Here is a 21452-nt window from a genome sequence, read left to right as displayed (position 1 = left end):
GGTGATGAGCAATGTGTCTATTAAAAAGTGTCCACCATGTCTCCGAACACCTGTCCACCATGTCTCCGGTACATACACCCAGAGGGAGAGGGGGAAAGGGAGCCGATTTTCGTGCTGTTCAAAACCTGAGTTCGACTTGATGTTTAGTCGGTATCTCTCCAAAGAACACCTCGGTCAGTCCCCTTACCCTCCGGGAGAGGGTTAGGGTGAGGGCTATCGAGCGAACACCAGCGCTTCAGGCACATCGATATCCCACAACACTCCGGGATCATCCACTGCAACCTCAACCACCCGCCCCTGCTTGAACAACGGCCTAGCCCCGCGATCACCGTTCAACGCAAGCAAGCCCGGACCAAACGAACGCCCAAACCCCACCGGATGCCCAAACTCGCCAGCCTGCACCGGCACGCTCACCGCATCGTCAGCCATTGCCGCCACCACCCGCTCGATACTCGACGGCAGGATAAACGGCATATCCCCCAGCACGATCAACCAGCCATCCACTTCCGGGCACGCCGCCACACCGGCTGCAATGCTGTCGCCCATCCCGGTAGACTCGATCGAAACCACCTCACACCCATACGCCTGAGCCATGCGCATTGCCTGCGGCCGCGCTTCAGTGGTCACCAGCACGCGCTTGTCGAGACTGGCCGGCAGATTGACCAACACTTGCTCGATCACCGAACGCACGGCGCCATCGCGCCCGGTGCAATCGGCCAGCAACTTGTCCTTGTCCGCACCGGCAACCTGGCGGAAGCGGTTGCCCTCGCCCGCTGCCAGCACCACTACGCCGATAGATAGACTCATGCGCCCTCCACTGTTTTCTTCTGTTTCAACTCGACCCCGTTCTTGATCGCAACAATTTCCGCTAGCAAGGACAAAGCGATTTCCGCCGGCGAGTGACTGCCGATGTGCAAGCCGATCGGCCCGTGCAAACGAGCGATGGCCTGTACAGACAAGCCTAGCTGAGCCAGATTCTCCCGGCGTTTTTGACTGTTGACCCGCGAGCCCAGCGCTCCGACATAAAAGGCCGGCGAATCGAGCGCGGTAAGCAATGCCATGTCATCCAGGCGCGGATCGTGAGTCAGCGCGACAATCGCCGTGCGCTCATCGGTTTGAATACTCAGCACCGCATCATCCGGCATGCCGGGGACGAAACGACCGTGGTGCTCTTCCCAACCGTAGACGAACTCGGTGCGCGGATCGCAGATCAGCACCTCGAAATCCAGCAGTCGCGCCATGTCCGCCACGTACCGCGACAACTGACCGGCACCGATCAACAGCAGCCGCCAGCGCGGGCCATAAATCGCGCGTAGGGTCTTGCCGTCGAATTCCAGCGAGTCGGATTTGCTCGCGGCCGTCAGAACCACTTCACCGGTTTCGATATTCAGCTCACGGGCGACGATCTCATGGGCTTCGCAACGCGCCAACAGCTCGGCGACCCAGGCCGGATCACCGACCCGCTCCTCGGTCAGACGCAACGTACCGCCGCACGGCAAGCCGAAGCGCGCCGCCTCTTCCCGCGTGACGCCATAGGTGATCAATTGCACCGGCGGCCCGTCAGCGGCAATCCGTCCGTCGTGCAGGCGGGCAATCAAGTCATCCTCGACACACCCGCCCGACACCGAGCCGATCACCACGCCGTCCTCGCGCAACGCCAGCATGGCGCCGGGAGCCCGGGGCGCGGTGCCCCAGGTCTGCACCACACTGAACAACACCACCCGCTGACCGGCGCGGCGCCATTCGAGCACGCTGCGCAGAACATTGAGATCAGCGCTGTCCATCAGGCTTTGGCCTTCTGCCAGCCCTGCAACTGATAACGCACCGGCAGATTGCGAATACGCTGACCGGTGGCCGCGAAGATCGCATTGCACAGCGCCGGCGCAATCGGCGGCACACCCGGCTCACCGACACCGCCCAACGGCACATCGCCCGGCGGCGTCACCAGATGCACCGCAACCTCTTTCGGCGCGAGCGACATGCGCGCGACTTCGTACATATGGAAGTTATCCTGCTGCACCTTGCCGTCCTTGAAGCTGATCTCACCCAGCACCGCATTCCCGAGCCCCATGACACAGGCCCCCTCGAACTGCGAACGGATGCGCTCAGGGTTGATCTGCGGCCCGCAATCCACGGCGATGTCCGCCTTGTGCACGATCAGCGTGCCATCGTCTTTGACCTCGACTTCAATGACCGCCGCCACATAGGTGACGAAACTGTAATGCACCGCCAGACCGAGGCCGCGCCCCTTGGGCAATTGACGTCCCCAACCGGCTGCCTTGGCCGCGGTTTCCAGCACGGTGCGCATACGTCCGGTGTCGATCGGATAACGCTCGGGGGATTCGCCGTAGTTCCACTCTTCGCTCAGGGTGCGCGGATCGATCTGTCGATCCGGGCCGAGCAGTTTGATCTGGTACTTCAACGGATCAACACCGGCCTTGTGCGCCAGTTCATCGACAAAACTCTGGATCGCAAAACCGTGGGGGATGTTCGACACCGAGCGATACCAGCCGACCCGCGTGTGCACAGTGGCTTCGGGATTTTCCAGACGCACGTTGGGGATGGCATAAGCCATGTTGGTGAAACCCATGCCCAGCTCGAACGCCGCCTCATGGTTCATGCCCGGGGCAAACAGTGCGGTGATACTTGGCGCGACGGTGCGATGCAGCCAACCGGACGGCATGCCGTCCTTGCCGATCCCGGCCTTCAGGTATTCGGCGGACACGGTGTGGAAATACGAATTGTGGATGTCATCTTCACGCGTCCACTGCACCCGCAGCGCTTTGCCCGGAAATTCCTTGGCGAGGATCGCGGCTTCAACGACGAAGTCAGGCTTCGACTTGCGCCCGAAACCGCCACCCAGCAGCGTGACATTGAAGGTGACGTTATCGAACGGCAAACCGAGGCGTTCGGCGATCCGCTCACGGGTGACCTGTGGCGCCTGACTCGGCGCCCAGGCTTCGCAAACCCCATTGTTGTAACGGGCAATGGCAACCATCGGTTCCATCGGTGCCTGCGCCAGATGCGGCAGGTAGTAAGAAGCCTCAAGGCTGCTGGCAGCGCCGCTCAAGGCCTTGTCGATATCGCCGGTGTTGCGTACCACTTTGCCGGGCTTCAGCGATGCGGCTTCCAACTCCTTGCGGTAGGCAATCGAGTCGTAACTGGCGTTCGGGCCATCATCCCATTCGATCTTCAGCGCCTCGCGGCCCTTGATCGCCGCCCAGGTATTGCTCGCGACGACCGCCACGCCACCCAATGGCTGGAACTCCGAAGGCAACGGACGGTTTTCGATCTGAATCACTTTAAGCACACCCGGGACTTTCAGCGCGGCGCTGTCGTCGAGCGATTTGACCTTGCCGCCGTACACTGCCGGACGGGCGATGGTCGCGTAGAGCATGCCGTCGAAATGCACGTCGGCACCGTACACCGCGCGGCCGTTGACGATGTCGTCACCGTCGATGGCTTTGTTGCCTTCTTTGCCGATGTAGCGAAATTCCGACGGCTGCTTGAGCCGCAGGCTGTCACGCGCCGGCACCGTCAACGCACTGGCCGCGGCGGCGAGTTCGCCATAACCCAGCTCGCGACCGGACGGTTTATGAACGACTTTGTGCAACTGCGCGTGACACTCGCCGACTGGCACTTTCCATTGGTCGGCGGCGGCTTGCTCAAGCATGGTTCGGGCAGCGGCGCCGCAGCGACGCATCGGCTCGTACCAGTGACGCATGCTGCGTGAACCGTCGGTGTCCTGGTTGCCGAAACGTACTTCATCGCCCGGGGCCTGCTGCACTTTGACGTGAGCCCAGTCAGCCTCAAGTTCGTCGGCAACCACCATGGTCAGACTGGTGCGCACGCCCTGGCCCATTTCCGAGCGGTTGCACACCACTGTCACAGTGCCGTCAGCGGCGATGCTGACGTAGACCTTCGGATCATCGATCCAGCCGTTGGGCATGCCATCGGCGCCGAATTTCTTTTCCTTCTCGTCGGCCAGCGCATCCTGCCAGCCCCAACTGGCGGCCAGCACCAGCGCGCCAGTCGCCCCGACGCCTTTGAGAAAGCCTCGGCGACTGAGATTGCTCAGGGCGAAATCGTTCGGTAGACGGCTCATGCCTTGACCTCCTTCAGATGAGTGGAGGCCTGACGGATCGCGGTTTTGATCCGGTTATAGGTGCCACAACGGCAAACATTGCCGACCATCGCTTCTTCGATCTGCTCGTCGCTCGGGTTGGGATTGGTTTTGAGCAGCGCCGTCGCGGACATGATCTGCCCGCCCTGACAGAAACCGCATTGCGCGACAGCCGTGTCGAGCCAGGCTTGCTGAACGATTTGCCCGACCGGGTCAGCGTGCAAGTTGTCGATAGTGGTGACGTTCTGCCCGACCACTGAGCCAATCGGCGTGATGCAACTGCGTGCAGGCAACCCATCGATATGAATGGTGCAGGCGCCGCACAGGCCCATGCCGCAGCCGAATTTGGTGCCGTTGTAACCGGCGACATCACGAATCGCCCACAACAGTGGCATGTCTTCGGTGACATCGAGGGGATGGTCTTGACCGTTGAGTTTCAGGGTAATCATGGGCACGCCCGCATATTTCTAGTGGTTATGGGGTCGAGCAATCTGCCGCCGGAAATCAGCGGTGTGGTTCGCGCAGATCGACTCAGGCTAATCGGCCGATACACATCAGTGAAGCTGAACACTGATCCTGTGGCGAGGGAGCTTGCTCCCTCGCCACAGGGGTCATCGCTGACTGATATGTGGTTGGCACAGGCTCTCTTGTGCTGACGGCGACGTCTGCACCGGGCCTTTGATGGAGCAAATGACGGTTATCGTTAGCTGGCTACGTTAACCCGCGATTAACAAAAAAGCCCTGCACTTTTTTATCAGTGCAGGGCTTTGGATACCGACCTGAAGCGTAGTCTCAATAACGATTGGGCTCCATCTCCAGCTCGACATTGAAACGTTCGGCAATATCTTTCTGGATGCGTTGCGCCAGATCCAGCAGTTGCAGGCCGGTGGCTGCGCCGTAGTTGACCAGCACCAGCGCCTGCAATTTATGCACGCCGGCATCGGCCTCACGGAAACCTTTCCAGCCAGCACGCTCGATCAACCAGCCGGCAGCCAGCTTCATCTGCCCATCCGGTTGCGCGTAGGCTACCAGATCCGGGTGCTGCTCCTTGATCTGCGCCACCAGTGCCGCCGACACCAACGGATTCTTGAAGAAGCTGCCGGCATTGCCGAGCACCGCCGGGTCCGGCAGTTTTTCACTGCGGATGCTGCAGATTGCGCGGCTGACGTCGGTGGGTGTTGGCTGCTCAATGCCCTGCTCGGTCAGGCGCTGACGCACCGGGCCATATTCCAGATGCAAATGAGCGACGCGGTCGAGCGCAAACCGCACCCGCATAATCAACCAGCGTCCCGGCTGCTGCTTGAACAGGCTGTCACGGTAGGCGAAGTTGCAGTCTTCCAGGCTGAAATCGCGCAGCTCGCCAGTCTGGCGATCCAGCGCGGTAAGCCCGGCGAACACATCCTTGATCTCGACCCCGTAAGCGCCGATGTTCTGCATCGGCGCGGCGCCGACGGTGCCGGGAATCAGACTTAGGTTTTCCAGACCGGAAAAACCCGACGCCAAGGTGTGCTGCACAAAGGCATGCCAAGGTTCGCCGGCCTCGGCTTCGATCACCACGCGACTGCCGTCATCACTGATCACGCGGATTCCGCGAGTGGCCATGCGCAGCACCAGCGCGGGAATATCTGCGGTCAGCAGCAAGTTGCTGCCACCGCCGATCACCAGCAATGGCACGTCGTGCGCTGTGGCATAAGTCAGCGCTTCACGTACATCTGCGTCGCTGTGGGCCTCGGCGAACAGTTGTGCGTTAACGTCGACGCCAAAACTGTTGAACGGTTTCAGGGAAACCCGGGACTGCACCTGCAAACTCATAACCGGCCCTTCACTTCGATCAGCAATTGGTCACACGCTGCTTCAATCAGGTCCAGCACCTGCTCAAAGCCCTGATCACCGTCGTAGTACGGATCCGGCACTTCATCGACCAGCCCGGCATAGCGTCGCAGGAACAGGTCCAGCTCGGCTTTGCCGGTGGACGGTTGCAACGCCTTGAGATTGCGCAGGTTGCTGTTGTCCATGGCCAGAATCAGGTCGTAGCTGGCGAAGTCGGCGCGGCTGACCTGCTGGGCGCGCTGCGCCGACAAATCATAACCGCGCAGTTTGGCCGCAGCCTGACTGCGTTTGTCCGGTGGATTGCCGACGTGCCAGTCGCCAGTGCCGGCAGAGGCCACTTCGACCTGATCCGCCAGCCCTGCTTCCCGCAGTTTGTGGCGCAATACGCCTTCGGCAGTGGGCGACCGGCAAATGTTGCCCAGGCACACGAACAGAACCCGCATCAGGCCTCCAGCAGGCGTCGAACGCGCTCAAGGTCTTCGACGGTGTCGACGCCGGTTGGCGGTGCGATCAACGCATCAGCCACATGAATGCGCACGCCATGCCACAGGGCACGCAACTGCTCGAGGGATTCGGTGTTTTCCAGCCAGCACGGACCCCAGCTCACAAAGTCCTGGAGGAACCCGGCGCGGTAGGCATAAATGCCGATGTGCCGACGGTACGGCACGCCTTCGGGCAATTGCTCTTGGCTCTTTGCGAACGCGTCGCGAGCCCACGGCAAGGTGGCTCGGCTGAAAGTCAGCGCCAGCCCATTGATGTCGCTGACGACCTTGACCACGTTCGGGTTGAACAGGGTTTGCACATCCTCGATCGGCTCGGCCAGGGTGGCCATGCGCGCTTCAGTGTGGGCGGCCAGGTTGGCGGCGACCTGATCGATCACGCTTGGCGGAATCAGCGGCTCATCGCCCTGCACGTTGACCACGATCGCGTCGGGCTCAAGGCCCAGTTTCGCCGCAACTTCAGCCAGACGATCGGTGCCGGAGTTGTGATCTTCACGGGTCAGCACCACTTCGGCGCCAAAGGCCTTGCAGGCCTCGACAATGCGCGCATCGTCAGTCGCAACCACCACGCGGGCGGCGCTGCTTTTGCTCGCCTGTTCCCAGACGTGCTGGATCATCGGTTTGCCGGCGATGTCCAGCAGCGGCTTGCCCGGCAGACGGGTCGAGGCGAAACGCGACGGAATGACAACGGTGAAGGCAGTGGTCATTTATCCAGACGCTCGTCAGTGGTCAGGGTACGGGCCTCGCTTTCGAGCATCACCGGGATGCCGTCACGGATCGGATAGGCCAGGCCGGCGCCTTTGCTGATCAGCTCGGTCTTGTCGGCGCTGAGCTTGAGCGGGCCTTTGCAGATCGGGCACGCGAGGATGTCGAGCAATTTGGTGTCCATGAACATTCCCTGGATAGAAGAGTTAAGGCAAAAGACGATCCGGCAACAGGCGCATCAGCTGTGTGTCGAACCAGGCCACGAAGGCCGGCGACGGCACGGCATCGACCGCCAGATACCACCAGTCGGCAGCAGCGAAGGCACGGCACTTCACCGCGTCCTTTTCGGTCATCACCACTGGCAATGACGGTGTGAAATTCAAGGCCTGCACGCTGTATTCGGCGTGGTCGGCAAACGCATGCGGGACTGCTCGCCAGTCTAGCGCTTCGAGGGTATTGAAGAAACGTTGCGGATTGCCGATCCCGGCCACCGCGTGCACGCTCTGCCCCGGCGCAAAATGCTTGAGCGACTGGCGCTCGCCGCTGCGCAGATTGACCAGCGCCGTGGGTTGCAGACGAAAGGCGAAACCGTCTTCACGATCAGCCGTCGCGCCATTGAACAGCACGCCGTCGACACTTTGCAGGCGCTCGATCGGCTCGCGCAACGGCCCAGCCGGCAGGCAACGTTTATTACCGAGGCCACGGGCGGCATCGATCAGCACCAGCTCCAGATCCCGTGCGAGGCGGTAATGCTGCATGCCGTCGTCGGAAAGAATCAGATCCAGCGGTTCGCTGGCGAGCAAGGCTTTGACCGCTGCGCTGCGATCGGGGTCGATCATCAGCGGCACGCCGGTGCGCTGGACGATCAACAGGGGTTCGTCGCCGGCAATATCAGCGCTCTGCTCGGCCTCCACTCGCCAAGGCAACTGCGGCGGTTTGGCACCGTAGCCACGACTGACCACGCCGACACGCAAACCGCTGCGGCGGCAATGCTCGATCAGCCAGAGGATCATCGGCGTCTTGCCAGTACCGCCGACAGTGATGTTACCGACCACAATGAGCGGCACTGGCGGCTGATAGATCTCGCCCTGGCCATCAAGAAAGCGCTGGCGTTTGCCCACCACGACGCGGCGATAGAGCATTTCCAGCGGCCGCAGCAGCGTCAGGGCCGGGTGCCCCTGATACCACGCGGCGAGCAAACGATCGGACAGGCTCATCAGGACTTGGGCGCCGCCTCGACCGTGGTCATGCGCAAATGGCTGAAACCGAGCTTGCCGGCCGCGTCCATGGCGGTGATCACCGATTGATGCTGAGTCTTGCCGTCGGCACTGATCGACAACGGCATGTTGGTATCACCGTTGGATTCTTTCTGCATGGCGTCCATCAGAGTCGCCAGATCGTTTTTCGGCAGAACCTTGTTGTTCACCGAAAACACCCCTTCGGCGCTGATGGCCACGTCGATCTGCTTGAGCTGCTGATCTTCGGCCGGCGAGCCGCTGACGGCTTCCGGCAGATCAACGCGCAACTGGGTTTCGCGGGTAAACGTAGTGGTCACGACGAAAAACAGCAGCAGGATGAACACCACATCGATCAGCGACGCGAGGTTGATGTCGATCGTTTCCCGAGGCTTGCGACGGAATTTCACGCGCGGCCCTCAGCCAGATCGACGTCACGGTCGCCCTGCACCACTTCAACCAGTTTGATCGCTTCCTGCTCCATGCCCACCACCAGCTCGTCGATGCGACGTTGCAGGAAACGGTGGAAGAACACCGCCGGAATACCGACCATCAGGCCTGCGGCTGTGGTGATCAACGCCTTGGAGATACCACCGGCCAGGACTGAAGCATTGGTGGTCATGCCGGAACCGGTGAAGGCGCTGAAAATATCGATCATGCCCAGCACCGTACCTAGCAGACCGAGCAACGGTGACATCGCGGCGATGGTGCCCAGAGCATTGACGTAGCGCTCGAGCTCGTGAATGACCCGAGCGGCGGCCTCTTCGATGCACTCTTTCATGATCTCGCGACCATGCTTGGAGTTGGCCAGACCGGCAGCGAGGATTTCCCCCAGCGGCGAATTGGCGCGCAATTCCTTGAGCTTCTCTTTATTGAGCTGTTTGTCCTTGATCCAGACCCAGACCTGGCCCAGCAGATGCTCGGGGGTGACGCGACTGGCGCGCAGGGTCCACAGGCGCTCGGCGACAATCGCCATGGCCGCGATGGAACTCAGAATGATCGGCAACATCATCCAGCCGCCGGATTTGACCAATTCCCACACAGTGACAGTCCCCTCGAAAAAGTGCGCCACTTTACCATACCGGTTCGCGATCAGGACCCGCCGCCCCGACGACCGTGATGTCGCAGGCGCGCGCGCCCGATCAACGGGCCAGTGCGGGCGGATCGCGCCAGAAACGCGGCTGCTGGCGCATCGCCCATGGCGCTTTGAAGGTACCCAATTGCAGATGAATGGCACCCTGCTCGGCACTGTCGTAAATGCGCAGGCCTTGTTTGCGATACCGCGCCAGAACCGTCGGGTGCGGATGGCCGAACGAGTTGCCGTGACCGCGAGAAATCAGCACGGCCTGAGGTTTCAATGTCTTGAGCAGGGCCATGGATGAGGAACTGCGGCTGCCATGGTGCGGTGCTTGCAGCCATTGCGTTTCAACAGCCAGAGGGCTTTGCAGCAAAACACGTTCGGCGTGAGTGTCGATATCGCCCGTCAGCAACAGGCGCTCGCCATTGGCTTCGATCTGCAACACGCAGGAACGCTGGTTGCTGTCATGGGCATCTGTCCATTGCCAGAGTTGAAAACTGACACCGTCCCACTGCCATTGCTGGCCACTTTCACAGGCTTCAGCGTTTAGCTCGGCCGGCAGTCCCGGTGAGTCGCCACTGATGACTCGATTCACTTTCAAACCACGCGCCACGGCCAAAGCGCCGCCGGCGTGATCGGCATCCGCGTGACTGAGCAGCATAAGGTCAAGTTTCTCGACATTCAGCTTGCGCAAGGCTGGCAGCACCACGCGCTCACCGAGATCGAAATCACCGAAACGCGGCCCGGCGTCGTAGAGCAAAACGTGATGACGGGTACGGACCACAATCGCCAGCCCCTGGCCGACATCGAGTTGCCAGATGTCGGCCAACCCTTCGCCCGGTTTCTCGCGTGGCGGAACTACCAGTACCAGCAGCAGGGGCCAGCCCAACGGACGCATCGGCACGCCGCGCGGCAATAGCAACAGCACAGCGCCGAGGCTGCCCATCAGCAACGCCCACTCGGGAATTGACGGTGCAATCCACGCGGGCCATTGCCCGGCGATCACGGCCAAACCCTGAAACAGCCAATCGATCAAACCACCCGCCAGCCACAGCAGCCATTCGCCGACATACGGCACCGGTAACAGCAAAGTCCCGAGCAATGCCGGCGGCAGCACCAGCAGACTGATCCAGGGCACCGCCAACAAATTCGCCAACGGCCCGCTCAGGCTGATTGGCAAGTGAAGCGCCAACAACACAGGACAGAGACCGATCGCAATCAGCCACTGCGCTCGTGTCCATGTCTGCCACCGGCGCCATGCCCCGAGGCGCCCGCCAAAGGTGAAAATCAGCACCGCCACCGCGGCGAAGGACAACCAGAAACCAGGACGTAGACTGGCCAGCGGATCAAGCAACAGCACGCCGTCGAATGCCAATAACAGCGGCCACCACGCACCGAGATGGCGAAAGCGCAGGCGCCACAACAGTACCAGGCCGACCATCACGCAGGCGCGTCGCACCGGCACATCGAACCCGGCGAGCAGCCCGTAACCGAGCGCCGCCGCGAATGCCAGACCACAAGCCCATGGCAGCCACGGCCAGCGCAGCGGCCACAGCCCATAACGGGCAAGACCTGCGACCAGCAAGTACATCACCGCCGCCAGCATCCCGATGTGCTGACCGGAAATGACCAGCAAATGCACGGTGCCGGTGTCTTGCAGAATCTGCCAGTCCTCGCGACTGAGTCCTGAGCCATCACCCAGCACTAACGCGGACAGCGCCCCGGCCCGGCCTTGCGCGTCCGCCGTTAACAAGCGCTGGCGAATGCCATCGCGCCAGGCCCCGCGCGCGGCTGTCAGACGTTCGCCATCCTTGATCGTGCCGGTTGCGCCGATGCGTTGCGCGAGCAGCCAGGCTTCGTAGTCGAACGCATCAGGATTGAGCAAACCCACCGGGCGTTTGAGTTTGACGGCCAGACGCCAGCGCTCGCCGCTGTTGACCGGCGGCCCGGCGTACCAGGCCAGGCGCATCAATGTCGGCAGTTTTTCGTGACGCGAGCGTGCATCTGCCAATTCGAATCGCACCACGCCATCGCTGTGCTGCGGCAGACCGATCACCCGCCCTTCGACCCAGCGGGTTTCTCCATCCAGCTCAACGGACAACCGGTCATTCAAGGCCCATTGCGCGCTGATACAGGCCCAAGTAAAGCCGAACAGCAAAAACGCCAGCGGGTAGCTGCGAAACGGCAGCAACATCAAACCCACAACCGGCAGCAACACCATCAACCAGACCGGCGGTAACGCCGACATAAAAACCGGAGCCAGCAGACCGACTGCCAGCGCCATCATCCCTGTGCGCATAAGCCCGTCCTTGAGAGTCCCTGCATTAGGCATAGCGGGTGTCGGGCACGAGCGTCGTCAACAATTGTCACAAAGTCTGAATGGGCGGTTCATAGAATCCAGACATACTTGCCGCCTTAACCGACCGAGAAGCCTTATGCCCCGGCGCTTATTCAAACGTTACATGCCCGACCCGACGAGCATCAGGGAACACAAATCCTTACGCTTTCTCGGCAAGTTGCTGCATGACCCGAACCTCTGGCACCTCAATCGCCACTCGGTTGCCCGTGCGATGGCGGTCGGATTGTTTGCGGCATTCCTGCCGATTCCGGCGCAGATGCTGGTGGCGGCCGCATTGGCCATCATCGTTCGCGGCAATATGCCAATCGCTGTCAGCCTGGTGTGGCTGACCAATCCGATCACCATGCCGGCGGTATTTTTCTGTACGTATCAGGCCGGAGCGTGGTTGATGGATGTGCCCGCACGGCATCTGCCGGATGAACTGACGTGGGAATGGATCAGCGGCGAACTGTCGACGTTGTGGCAACCGTTTTTGTTGGGTTCCGTAGTCGTCGGGCTGGTGCTTGGCGCCCTCGCCTACTTCGTGGTGATGATGTACTGGCGCTGGTGGGTGGCGCGGCAGTGGGCGCGGCGCAAGAAGAAACGAATGTCTTGAATGCAAAACGGCCTCCGCAATGGGAGGCCGTTTTACTGTGTGGCGTCTGGTAAGACGTCATCTCGGGCAAGCCCGCTCCCACATGATCCGGGTTGCTCGATTTTTTGTGACCGACACCAAACCCTGTGGGAGCGGGCTTGCCCGCGATAGCAGCGCCGCGGTTTGGGTATCAGGTACGCATCCCGCGCCCGCTCACCAGCAAGCGCGCGCAGCCGAAATACAACACCACCGTCGCCACCAACATGAAGGTGATCGCAATACCGATGCGAATATCCGACACGCCCAGAATGCCGTAACGGAAGGCATTGACCATATGCAGCACCGGGTTGGCCAGCGACACGGTCTGCCAGAACGGTGGCAGCAACGTGATCGAATAGAACACGCCACCCAGATAGGTCAGCGGCGTCAGCACGAAAGTCGGGATGATCGAGATGTCATCGAAATTGCGTGCAAACACAGCATTGATGAAGCCCAGCAGCGAGAAGATCGTCGCTGTCAGCACCACCACCAGAATGGTCACGCCAAGGTGATGCACCTGCAAATGGGTGAAGAACAGCGACAGAATTGTCACGATCACGCCGACCATCAAACCACGCAGCACGCCACCACAGACGTAGCCGATCAATATCGTATGCGGCGACACCGGTGAAACCATCAACTCTTCAATCGAGCGCTGGAACTTGCTGCCGAAGAAACTCGACACCACGTTGCCATAGGAGTTGGTGATCACCGACATCATGATCAGCCCCGGCACGATGTACTCCATGTAAGTGAAGCCACCCATGTCGCCGATCTGCCGGCCGATCAGGTTGCCGAAGATCACGAAGTACAGAACCATGGTGATCGCAGGTGGCAGCAGGGTCTGCGGCCAGATCCGCGTGAAGCGTTTGACCTCGCGGTAAACGATGGTCTGGAGCGCGACGAGATTGGGACGGAATTCGGAACTCATACCGCCACCTTCGACAGATTTTTCTCCACCAGGGACACGAACAGCTCCTCGAGGCGATTGGTTTTGTTGCGCAGGCTCAGCACTTCGATGTTCTGCAACGCCAACTGACCGAACAGTGCGGTGATGCCCATCGACTTGTCGACCTGCACTTCCAGCGTGTGCGCATCCACCAGGCGCGACGGATAGCCGACCAGTTGCGGCGCGGTAGCCAGATCACCTTTCAGGTCGAGCAGGAAAGTTTCCACATGCAACTGACCAAGCAGCTGACGCATGCTGGTGTTTTCGACAATCGTGCCGTGGTCGATGATGCCGATGTTGCGGCACAGCTGCTCAGCCTCTTCCAGATAGTGCGTGGTGAGAATGATGGTGATGCCTTTCTGGTTCAGCTCGGTGAGGAATGTCCACATCGAACGGCGCAATTCGATGTCCACCCCGGCAGTCGGTTCGTCGAGGATCAGCAGGCGCGGTTCATGCACCAGTGCACGGGCGATCATCAGCCGCCGCTTCATGCCGCCGGACAGCGACCGTGACGGCACATCACGCTTGTCCCACAGGCCCAACTGAGTCAGGTACTGCTCGGCGCGTTCCTTGGCGATCTTCGCCGGAATGCCGTAGTAACCGGCCTGGGTCACGACGATGTCGAAGGTCTTTTCGAACTGATTGAAGTTGAATTCCTGGGGCACCACGCCGATCGAGCGCTTGAGCGCTGCCGGGTTTTTGTCCAGGTCATTGCCGAAGATATTCACCGTGCCGCTGGTCTTGTTGACCAGGGTGGAGAGAATGCCGATGGTCGTGGATTTGCCGGCACCGTTGGGGCCGAGCAAGGCGAAAAAGTCACCTTCGGCGACGTCCAGATCGATACCACTCAAGGCCTGGAACCCGTTGCCGTAGGTTTTGGTTAGCTGCCGGATGGACAGAGCGGAACTCATATCTGATTTACGCACCATGAAGGAAAGGAAGGGATAAACAAGGGCGGGCGGCGAGGGATGCAACCGCGGCGCATGAACGCAATGGTGCTTGGCCTCGCCACACAAGTACAGTCAAGTGTGTCGATAGTTATTATCAAGTCAACGCGGTCATGACCGCTTTTTGATACGCCGCACGCAGCTTCAGCCGCTCGTACCAGGCGTGTAAGTGCGGTTGCGGGGCGCGCTCGATGGGCATCTCGAACCAGGCATAAATGAAACTGCCGAGGGGAATGTCGCCCATGCCGATTTCGCTGCCGGACAAGTATGGCTGACTGGCCAGAGCCTGATCGGCCATGTTCAGCAACTCATTGCATTCTTTGATGGCGGCGTTGATCGCAGGCCAGTCCTGCTTGTCGGCCGGGGTGCGCAGAACGCCCCAGAACACGGTGCGAAAAGGCCCTGCAAAACTTGAGGTGGTCCAGTCCATCCACTTGTCAGCGATGGCCCGCGCTTGCGGATCGGCGGGATACCACGCCGTGTTCGGCGCATGCCTGGCCAGCAGATAGCGGACGATGGCGTTGGATTCCCAGAGCACGAAACCGTCATCTTCGATGACCGGCACCCGCCCGTTCGGGTTCATCGCCCGGTACTCGGGCGTGTCGACCACACCGAACGCACCACCGGCATCGATCGCCTCATAGGCCAGGCCAAGTTCCTCGGCAGCCCACAGCGGTTTCCTGACATTCGATGAGTTCTTACGTCCCCAGATTTTCAGCATGACCGCCTCTTTTCAAATCAAGTGGCCAAGCAGCATACGCCGGTTCAGCGACCGCCGACATCACTGCGCATGTCAGCCGACAGGGGCGTCTGTTGATCGTTGAACAGGTGCGGATAGCATTTTTCCAGATGCTCGAAGAACAAGGTTTCCGGTACATCGGCGAACTGGCCGTGATCGACCAGGTACTCCATCAGCAACGCGCCATCGCTGTTGTACGGGTGGAAAACGCTGTCGTGGATGCCGTCGAACTCCAGCGGCGCAACGTTGAACATTTCGCAAAGTTTCTGGTTGAACGCAGGTGTGGCTTTTACCCAGCGATCATTCAGAAACAGCTCGGTGTAACCGTGCATGGCGAACACTTCGCTTCTCAGCAGCTCCAGCAGGCGCGGCGTCGACAGATGGTTTTTCACGTCCGCCAGACCGATGCGCGCCGGGATCCCGCAATGCCGCGCACAACCGGCCAGCAGCGTGGCTTTGGGCACGCAATAACTCTCACCCGCCGCCAGCGCGTAGCTGCCGCGCAAGGTCTGCGGGTCGCGGCTGAAGGTGTACATGTTGTATCGCACCGCCTCGCGCACGGCGTAATACAGATTGATCGCCTGCTCGAGCGGATCGCGGCTGGCACCACGATGTTGTTCGGCGAACTCCACCACCGCCGGGTGGTCACTATCGATGAAGCGGCCGGGACTCAGATACTCGCGCATGACGACAGATCTCCTGGGTGAGTCCCGAGTCTAGCGACAGCTCAAGCACAGAGATAACGACGTTTCGGCCAAACTTGGACGCAAAGACGCGGGATCGGCGAACGATTTCCCACACGTGTTGCCCACTGAACCTACGAAAACCATCCGGGGTTTCCCACGATATCAATCACCTTGCTCTGACCACCCGGTTTTGCAGATGCCGTCTAAGCTCTGGAGGGTCGATTTGCCTTGGTTCACGGAGGACTGAATATGCTGTTGTTGTGGATACTGGTTTTGATCATTGGTGTGGCGTACCTCGCCCACCGGCGTATCGCCCCGCTGCCCGCGCTGGGCATCGTTGCCGTTTACCTGCTGGCGATGGGTATATTCAGTCACGCACCGGGCTGGCTGCTGCTGATTTTCTGGATTGTGCTGGCGGTGGTCGCAGCACCGTTGCTGCTGCCTGACCTGCGCCGCAAACATTTCACCGCCCCGCTGTTCAACTGGTTCCAGAAAACCCTGCCGCCGATGTCGCAGACCGAACGCGACGCGATCGATGCCGGCACGGTGTGGTGGGACGGAGAACTGTTCAGCGGCCGGCCGGACTGGGACAAGCTGCTCGCCTATCCCAAGGTGCAATTGAGCGAAGAGGAGCAGGCGTTCATTGATGGCCCGACCGAAGAACTCTGCGCGATGGTCACTGACTGGCAGATTGGCCAGTCGATGGATTTGCCGCCCGAAGCGTGGACCCATATCAAGGAACACGGCTTCTTCGCCCTGATCATTCCAAAAGAATTCGGCGGTAAAGGTTTCTCCGCTTACGCCCACTCGCAAGTAGCAATGAAACTCGCGACCCGCAGCGGCGACCTCGCATCAACGGTCATGGTCCCTAACTCCCTGGGCCCGGCCGAGCTGCTGCTGCACTACGGCACCGACGAACAACGCAATCACTACCTGCCGCGTCTGGCCCGCGGCGATGATATTCCCTGCTTCGCCCTCACCGGCCCGCTCGCCGGTTCCGATGCCGGCGCGATGCCCGACACCGGGATCATCTGCAAAGGCCAGTGGGAGGGACAGGAAGTCATTGGTCTGCGTCTGAACTGGGAAAAGCGTTACATCACCCTTGGCCCGGTAGCCACCCTTCTCGGCTTGGCCTTCAAGGCCTATGACCCGGATCACCTGTTGGGCGACAAGGAAGACCTCGGCATCAGCCTCGCGCTGATTCCAACCGATACCGCAGGCGTGGAAATCGGCCGTCGGCATTTGCCATTGGGCGCAGCCTTCATGAACGGCCCGAACTCCGGCAAGGATGTGTTCATCCCGCTGGACTTCCTCATCGGCGGTCAGGAAATGCTCGGCAAAGGCTGGATGATGCTGATGAACTGCCTGTCGGTCGGGCGTTCGATTTCGCTCCCGGCCGTTGGCACGGGTGCCGCCAAGTTCACCAGCCTGGTCACCGGACAGTACGCGCAGATTCGTGAGCAGTTCAACGTACCGTTGTCGGCCTTCGAAGGGATTCAGGAAGCGATGGCGCGCATCGGCGGCAACGCCTGGATGATGGACGCCGCGCGCATGCTGACCGCCAACGCGGTGGACCTGGGCGAGAAACCGTCGGTGTTGTCGGCAATCCTCAAGTACCACCTCACCGAACGCGGTCGCGAGTGCATCAGCCACGCCATGGATGTCCACGGTGGCAAGGCGATCATCATGGGTCCGAATAACTACCTGGGACGCAGCTGGAACGGTGCGCCGATCTTCATCACCGTGGAAGGCGCGAACATTCTCTCGCGCAACCTGATGATCTTCGGTCAGGGCGCGATTCGTTGCCATCCGTTCGTGCTCAAGGAAATGGCCTTGGCCGGGCGGGAAGACAAGGATCAGGCGCTGAAAGAATTCGACGGCCTGCTACTCAAACACATCGGCTTTGCCGTCAGTAACGCGGCCAGCACGCTGGTGCTGAACCTTGGTTTCGGCCACTTCGAACATGCGCCTGGCGACAAGATCAGCCAAGGTTACTTCCGCGCACTCAATCGCCAGGCTGCGGCTTTCGCGATGCTGGCCGACTTCAGCATGATGCTGCTGGGTGGCGAACTGAAACGTCGCGAACGTCTGTCAGCCCGCCTGGGCGATGTGTTGAGCAACCTGTATCTGGCCTCTGCCGCGCTCAAGCGCTACCACGACCTGGATTCGCCGGCGTACATGGAGCCGTTGTTCCGCTGGGCCATGGAGGAAAGCCTCGGCCAGTCGGAGCGCGCGCTGGATGAACTGCTGAGCAACTTCCCGAACAAGGTGTTCGGCTGTCTGTTGCGGGTGATCGTGTTCCCGTTCGGCCGTCGTCACAAAGGACCATCGGACAAACTCGGTGCCGAAGTGGCCGGCGTTATCGGCCGGGCCAAAGGCGATCCGGCGCTGGAAGAATTGCTCGCTGGCTGCTATCGCCCGCAATCGCCAGACGATGCGGTGGGTGCGCTGCAACACGCCAGCGATCTGCTGAACGCTGCGCAACCGCTGCATAAAAAGCTGCACACCTCGCTGAAAAGCGGTCAGGTCAAACCGGTCGCAGGCGAGCATGCCATCGACGCGGCGCTGGAAGCCGGGGTGTTGCAACCCGGAGAAGCGCAGAACCTGCGCGAAGCCGAAGCGGCGCGACGCAAGGTGATCGATGTCGATGACTTCGACAAGGAAGAGCTGAAACAGGCGGAGGGTAAAGTCCGCTGATCCCGACAGCCACGTAGCTGTTATTTGTGAAAAATGGGCGCGGGAGCTTTATACTCCTGCGCCCGTTTTGCTCTTGAGGACTTATCTCGTGTCCAACGTCGTTGCCGATCATCTGGTTTTGCTCGACCATCTGCGCAGTATCCTGGTCGCCGTAGGTGAGGCCGAACAGGTTCCCGAAGAAAGCCATGCCTTGTTCCTCGAGCGCTTCGATGAACTGCTGGCGTCCCTGCCGATCGACCCGATCGAAAGCCAATACCTGGGCCAGGACATCCTGACTCAAGTGATTACCCGTTACCCGCAAATTGCTCACCTGATCCCGCGGGATCTGCTGTGGTTCTTCGCTGGCGACTGCCTGCACTACCTGTCCGATGAAGAGATCGACATGTATCAGGCACTGGAAGAACGCCGCTACGAAGCCGAACAGAACGATGAGCCGTTCGACTGGAATCAGGAAAAACAGTTGATGGCCATGTCCGCTCAGGACAGCAAGCACTGATTTTCAACTGCTCATGAAAAGGCCCGCATAGTTGTCCATGCGGGCCTTTTTTTATCTGCGCGGTTAAAGCAGCCCCTCACTCTCCGGCAACTCATAAGCCATCGCGGCGTTGATCACGCCACCCGACTTGCCTGGCTTGCTCAGGGTCGGTTCTTTCTCCAGGCACTCCACCAGATAATCGATAAACACCCGCAGCTTCGGCGGCAGATAACGCGTCGGCGAATGCAGCAACCAGAGCCCTCCGTGGTAGGACGCCAGAAACGTCCAGTCCGGCAGCACCTGCACCACCAACTTCTGCTCCAGCGCATAGCGCGCGGTGAAATACGGCAGACTGCCAATACCGATGTGCTGCAGCACCGCGCCCAGACGCACGCCCGTGTGGTTGGCCGCATACCGCCCGCGCACCCCAACCGTCACCACTTTGCTGCCCTTTTTGAATTTCCAGCGCGCATCGCTCGGGGTTTCGCCCAGATAGATGCAGCTGTGATTGAGCAAATCATGTGGATGCGTCGGCGTGCCGTGTTCGGCGAGGTATTGCGGGGTGGCGCAGAGCAAATGATCGATGGTCAGCAGTTGCCGCCCGACCAGCCCGGCCGGAGGGCGATCAGTAATGCGGATCGCCAGATCGACATGATCATCGATCAGATCGACCTGCCGATCTTCCAGCAGCAGCTCGACATCGACCTTGGGATAACGGCGCAAAAATTCAGGCATGTGCGGATGAATGACAAATCGTCCCACCGCCTTCGGCACACTGACCCGCACCAGTCCTTCGGCTTCATGGGTGAATTGGCCACTGATCTCCATCACTGACTTGGCCGCACTGACCATCTCCTGACAGCGCTTGAACACCTCTTCACCGCCATCACTCAGGCGCAGCTTGCGCGTGGTGCGCTGGAGCAAGCGCGTGGCCAAGGCCTTTTCCAATCGCGAAATGCTGCGACTCACCGCCGACGGTGAAGATCCGAGCTGCCGCGCCGCTTCAGAGAAGCTGCCGGTCTCCACGACCTTGACGAATATCGCCATCTCGCCGAGCAGGGGTAACGGGAGATTTATGCTCACAGCGCACAAGTCCTTTGATGTTTGAACGGATTATCACGTTATTACACGATTCATATAATAAAAATAGAAACTTTAATAAGGGCATGGAATATGACGCTTCGCCTCTTTTTCCATAGTGATGACCTCAAGGCCAATGTGGAAGTCCTCGACTGCACGCCCCACGAGAACGAATTTGCCGTAGTGCTGCGCGCCACGCTGTTTCATCCGCAAGGTGGCGGCCAACCCTGCGATACCGGCTGGATCGGCGAAAGCCAGGTACTGCGCGTCGTCCAGGAACCCGATCGGATCATTCATTACGTTGATCGTCCGGTGAAACTCGGCATGACCATGATCCGCATCGATGAACAGCGTCGCTGCTTCAACACGCGCATGCACTCGGCCGGGCACCTGATCGGGCATTTCGTGCAAGCGCTGGGCTGGACGCCGATCAAGGCACACCACTGGCCGGACGAGGGCCGGGTGCAATTCAAGCCGGGTGACGCCGCTCAGGAAGTTGACGCAGACAGCGTTCAACACGGCATCGGCCAGTGGATTGAGCACGATCTGCCGCGCCTGACTTCGCTGCGCGAAGGCGCGCGGGAAATCGGCTTTGGTGATCTGCCTGCCTACGGCTGCGGTGGCACCCATGTACGTAGCCTGAAGGATCTGGGCACAGTCACGATCGCGTCCCTTTCGCAGAAGAAAGGCACGTTGTCCGTCCACTACAGCGTGGATTGAGCATTTCGGACGCTGCCCGCGCAGCGTCCGGCGCCGGGGAACCGCGCTCGCCGGTTCCGTTGACTATCGATAGATGGACCTAAATAACATGATGCTAGACGTCGAGCGTCTCGATGAGATGTGCATAAAAAAACTGGCCAACGAAGAAGTCCTCGCCATCCGCGTCAAAGGCTTTTTGCCCGAACCGCTGGCGATCCAGATTGGCGACAAGATTCTCGCTCCAGGCTTTGAGGGCTACATCAACGCACCGAGTATCGGCCGTATCGGCATGGCGTTTTATGAGGCGGAAAACCAGCCGCTGTTGATCGAGGATTACTTCGAACGCGCTACCAGCAACATCGCCGAACTGCGCAATCGCTGTGCGCCCTACTCCTCGCCGGTCGACACGCTGCGCTGCATGCTCGACGAATCCTGGCCGGCCGGTGCGCATCTGGAAAACCTCTACGGGCGCAAAATGTATGTCGGCCTGTCTCGCGTGGTGAAACCCGGCGTGTGCTTCCTCGCCCATCACGACATTTTCGCCAAGGACGCGCCGGAGAGCTTTCAGGCGCGCAGCCTCGAAGCGCAGTTCGCCTGCAACGTCTATCTGAACATGCCGACCGAGGGCGGTGCGTTGCAAATGTGGGACGACGACATTACCCCGGATCAGTTTGACGAAATGCGTGGCGACAGTTACGGCATCGACCCGGCGCTGCTCGGCCCGCCCACCCTTGAGG

General features: G+C 60.4%; 22 protein-coding genes. 5 read left to right on the top strand and 17 right to left on the bottom strand.

Annotated elements, in window-relative coordinates; genetic code table 11:
• Positions 1–213: 213 nt before the first annotated feature.
• The 12 genes from AC3WMT_RS30050 to AC3WMT_RS29995 form a co-directional block, all read right to left on the bottom strand.
• Complete coding sequence (locus AC3WMT_RS30050) at positions 214–807, bottom strand: nucleotidyltransferase family protein (RefSeq protein ID WP_103307256.1); 594 nt, start codon at positions 805–807, stop codon at positions 214–216.
• Positions 804–1784: an XdhC family protein gene (locus tag AC3WMT_RS30045; protein ID WP_103307257.1), complete on the bottom strand. Its 981-nt coding sequence runs from the start codon at positions 1782–1784 to the stop codon at positions 804–806. The genes AC3WMT_RS30050 and AC3WMT_RS30045 overlap by 4 nt, the downstream gene beginning before the upstream one ends.
• Positions 1784–4105 carry a xanthine dehydrogenase family protein molybdopterin-binding subunit gene (locus tag AC3WMT_RS30040; protein WP_103307258.1) on the bottom strand — a complete coding sequence of 774 codons (2322 nt, stop codon included), beginning with the start codon at positions 4103–4105 and terminating at the stop codon, positions 1784–1786. Before AC3WMT_RS30040 ends, AC3WMT_RS30045 begins: the two co-directional genes overlap by 1 nt.
• Complete coding sequence (locus tag AC3WMT_RS30035; protein WP_103307259.1) at positions 4102–4572, bottom strand: (2Fe-2S)-binding protein; 471 nt, start codon at positions 4570–4572, stop codon at positions 4102–4104. The genes AC3WMT_RS30040 and AC3WMT_RS30035 overlap by 4 nt, the downstream gene beginning before the upstream one ends.
• Positions 4573–4915: 343 nt before the next feature.
• On the bottom strand, positions 4916–5935 hold the full coding sequence (murB, locus tag AC3WMT_RS30030) for a UDP-N-acetylmuramate dehydrogenase (protein ID WP_103307260.1): 1020 nt from the start codon (positions 5933–5935) through the stop codon (positions 4916–4918).
• A complete protein-coding gene (locus AC3WMT_RS30025) occupies positions 5932–6396 on the bottom strand; it encodes a low molecular weight protein-tyrosine-phosphatase (RefSeq protein ID WP_103307261.1) in 465 nt (154 codons plus the stop codon). The genes murB and AC3WMT_RS30025 overlap by 4 nt, the downstream gene beginning before the upstream one ends.
• Entirely contained in the window at positions 6396–7160 is a 765-nt protein-coding gene (gene kdsB, locus AC3WMT_RS30020; protein WP_103307262.1) for a 3-deoxy-manno-octulosonate cytidylyltransferase, read from the bottom strand. Before kdsB ends, AC3WMT_RS30025 begins: the two co-directional genes overlap by 1 nt.
• Positions 7157–7342: a Trm112 family protein gene (locus AC3WMT_RS30015; protein WP_003174668.1), complete on the bottom strand. Its 186-nt coding sequence runs from the start codon at positions 7340–7342 to the stop codon at positions 7157–7159. Before AC3WMT_RS30015 ends, kdsB begins: the two co-directional genes overlap by 4 nt.
• 22 nt (positions 7343–7364) lie before the next feature.
• Positions 7365–8375 (bottom strand): tetraacyldisaccharide 4'-kinase, encoded by a 1011-nt coding sequence (gene lpxK, locus AC3WMT_RS30010; RefSeq protein ID WP_103307263.1) that lies wholly within the window; start codon positions 8373–8375, stop codon positions 7365–7367.
• The gene (locus tag AC3WMT_RS30005) at positions 8375–8803 is read right to left on the bottom strand and encodes an ExbD/TolR family protein (RefSeq protein ID WP_103307264.1); all 429 of its coding nucleotides are present in this window, start codon (positions 8801–8803) and stop codon (positions 8375–8377) included. The genes lpxK and AC3WMT_RS30005 overlap by 1 nt, the downstream gene beginning before the upstream one ends.
• Positions 8800–9435, bottom strand: a complete 636-nt coding sequence (locus AC3WMT_RS30000; protein ID WP_007908216.1) for a MotA/TolQ/ExbB proton channel family protein — start codon at positions 9433–9435, stop codon at positions 8800–8802. The genes AC3WMT_RS30005 and AC3WMT_RS30000 overlap by 4 nt, the downstream gene beginning before the upstream one ends.
• A gap of 100 nt (positions 9436–9535) precedes the next feature.
• Entirely contained in the window at positions 9536–11770 is a 2235-nt protein-coding gene (locus tag AC3WMT_RS29995; protein WP_103307265.1) for a DNA internalization-related competence protein ComEC/Rec2, read from the bottom strand.
• Between the two features lie 136 nt (positions 11771–11906).
• Between AC3WMT_RS29995 and AC3WMT_RS29990 the strand changes: the two genes are divergently transcribed.
• Positions 11907–12425, top strand: coding sequence for a DUF2062 domain-containing protein (locus tag AC3WMT_RS29990; protein ID WP_103307266.1), 519 nt, complete (start codon positions 11907–11909; stop codon positions 12423–12425).
• A 169-nt stretch (positions 12426–12594) separates the two neighbouring features.
• On the opposite strand, the gene AC3WMT_RS29985 is transcribed toward AC3WMT_RS29990, so the two are convergent.
• The 4 genes from AC3WMT_RS29985 to AC3WMT_RS29970 all read right to left on the bottom strand — a co-directional run bounded on the left by AC3WMT_RS29985 (position 12595) and on the right by AC3WMT_RS29970 (position 15764).
• Positions 12595–13374, bottom strand: coding sequence for an ABC transporter permease (locus tag AC3WMT_RS29985; RefSeq protein ID WP_103307267.1), 780 nt, complete (start codon positions 13372–13374; stop codon positions 12595–12597).
• The gene (locus AC3WMT_RS29980) at positions 13371–14303 is read right to left on the bottom strand and encodes an ABC transporter ATP-binding protein (RefSeq protein WP_103307268.1); all 933 of its coding nucleotides are present in this window, start codon (positions 14301–14303) and stop codon (positions 13371–13373) included. The genes AC3WMT_RS29985 and AC3WMT_RS29980 overlap by 4 nt, the downstream gene beginning before the upstream one ends.
• A 133-nt stretch (positions 14304–14436) precedes the next feature.
• Positions 14437–15060: a glutathione S-transferase family protein gene (locus AC3WMT_RS29975; RefSeq protein WP_103307269.1), complete on the bottom strand. Its 624-nt coding sequence runs from the start codon at positions 15058–15060 to the stop codon at positions 14437–14439.
• A 44-nt stretch (positions 15061–15104) separates the two neighbouring features.
• A complete protein-coding gene (locus tag AC3WMT_RS29970; protein WP_103307270.1) occupies positions 15105–15764 on the bottom strand; it encodes a transglutaminase-like domain-containing protein in 660 nt (219 codons plus the stop codon).
• Positions 15765–16013: 249 nt separating this feature from the next.
• On the opposite strand from AC3WMT_RS29970, the gene AC3WMT_RS29965 reads away from it, so the two are divergent.
• Together AC3WMT_RS29965 and AC3WMT_RS29960 are read left to right on the top strand one after the other, a co-directional pair.
• A complete protein-coding gene (locus AC3WMT_RS29965) occupies positions 16014–18461 on the top strand; it encodes an acyl-CoA dehydrogenase (protein ID WP_103307271.1) in 2448 nt (815 codons plus the stop codon).
• 88 nt (positions 18462–18549) lie between these two features.
• The gene (locus AC3WMT_RS29960; RefSeq protein WP_103307272.1) at positions 18550–18957 is read left to right on the top strand and encodes a PA2817 family protein; all 408 of its coding nucleotides are present in this window, start codon (positions 18550–18552) and stop codon (positions 18955–18957) included.
• 63 nt (positions 18958–19020) lie between these two features.
• Here the strand turns inward: AC3WMT_RS29960 and AC3WMT_RS29955 are convergent, their stop codons facing one another.
• Positions 19021–20019 (bottom strand): LysR family transcriptional regulator, encoded by a 999-nt coding sequence (locus AC3WMT_RS29955; protein WP_103307273.1) that lies wholly within the window; start codon positions 20017–20019, stop codon positions 19021–19023.
• A gap of 90 nt (positions 20020–20109) precedes the next feature.
• Between AC3WMT_RS29955 and AC3WMT_RS29950 the strand changes: the two genes are divergently transcribed.
• Positions 20110–20736, top strand: coding sequence for an alanyl-tRNA editing protein (locus tag AC3WMT_RS29950; RefSeq protein WP_103307274.1), 627 nt, complete (start codon positions 20110–20112; stop codon positions 20734–20736).
• An 88-nt stretch (positions 20737–20824) separates the two neighbouring features.
• Positions 20825–21452, top strand: a 628-nt coding sequence (locus AC3WMT_RS29945; protein WP_103307275.1) for a 2OG-Fe(II) oxygenase, incomplete at its 3' end; no start/stop codon positions are given.

It is taken from the genome of Pseudomonas sp. FW305-7, from assembly GCF_058786735.1.
Note: the sequence above shows the minus strand (reverse complement) of the source record. Positions and strands in the feature narration are given on the sequence as shown.

Coding starts and splice junctions, on each gene's coding strand:
- AC3WMT_RS29995 (WP_103307265.1), bottom strand. CDS start 11,770: ATGCGCACAGGGATGATGGCGCTGGCAGTCGGTCTGCTGGCTCCGGTT.
- AC3WMT_RS30040 (WP_103307258.1), bottom strand. CDS start 4,105: ATGAGCCGTCTACCGAACGATTTCGCCCTGAGCAATCTCAGTCGCCGA.
- AC3WMT_RS30035 (WP_103307259.1), bottom strand. CDS start 4,572: ATGATTACCCTGAAACTCAACGGTCAAGACCATCCCCTCGATGTCACC.
- AC3WMT_RS30015 (WP_003174668.1), bottom strand. CDS start 7,342: ATGGACACCAAATTGCTCGACATCCTCGCGTGCCCGATCTGCAAAGGC.
- AC3WMT_RS29950 (WP_103307274.1), top strand. CDS start 20,110: ATGACGCTTCGCCTCTTTTTCCATAGTGATGACCTCAAGGCCAATGTG.
- AC3WMT_RS30050 (WP_103307256.1), bottom strand. CDS start 807: ATGAGTCTATCTATCGGCGTAGTGGTGCTGGCAGCGGGCGAGGGCAAC.
- AC3WMT_RS29985 (WP_103307267.1), bottom strand. CDS start 13,374: ATGAGTTCCGAATTCCGTCCCAATCTCGTCGCGCTCCAGACCATCGTT.
- AC3WMT_RS29965 (WP_103307271.1), top strand. CDS start 16,014: ATGCTGTTGTTGTGGATACTGGTTTTGATCATTGGTGTGGCGTACCTC.
- AC3WMT_RS29980 (WP_103307268.1), bottom strand. CDS start 14,303: ATGAGTTCCGCTCTGTCCATCCGGCAGCTAACCAAAACCTACGGCAAC.
- AC3WMT_RS30045 (WP_103307257.1), bottom strand. CDS start 1,784: ATGGACAGCGCTGATCTCAATGTTCTGCGCAGCGTGCTCGAATGGCGC.
- AC3WMT_RS29975 (WP_103307269.1), bottom strand. CDS start 15,060: ATGCTGAAAATCTGGGGACGTAAGAACTCATCGAATGTCAGGAAACCG.
- AC3WMT_RS30025 (WP_103307261.1), bottom strand. CDS start 6,396: ATGCGGGTTCTGTTCGTGTGCCTGGGCAACATTTGCCGGTCGCCCACT.
- AC3WMT_RS29990 (WP_103307266.1), top strand. CDS start 11,907: ATGCCCCGGCGCTTATTCAAACGTTACATGCCCGACCCGACGAGCATC.
- AC3WMT_RS29970 (WP_103307270.1), bottom strand. CDS start 15,764: ATGCGCGAGTATCTGAGTCCCGGCCGCTTCATCGATAGTGACCACCCG.
- kdsB (WP_103307262.1), bottom strand. CDS start 7,160: ATGACCACTGCCTTCACCGTTGTCATTCCGTCGCGTTTCGCCTCGACC.
- lpxK (WP_103307263.1), bottom strand. CDS start 8,375: ATGAGCCTGTCCGATCGTTTGCTCGCCGCGTGGTATCAGGGGCACCCG.
- murB (WP_103307260.1), bottom strand. CDS start 5,935: ATGAGTTTGCAGGTGCAGTCCCGGGTTTCCCTGAAACCGTTCAACAGT.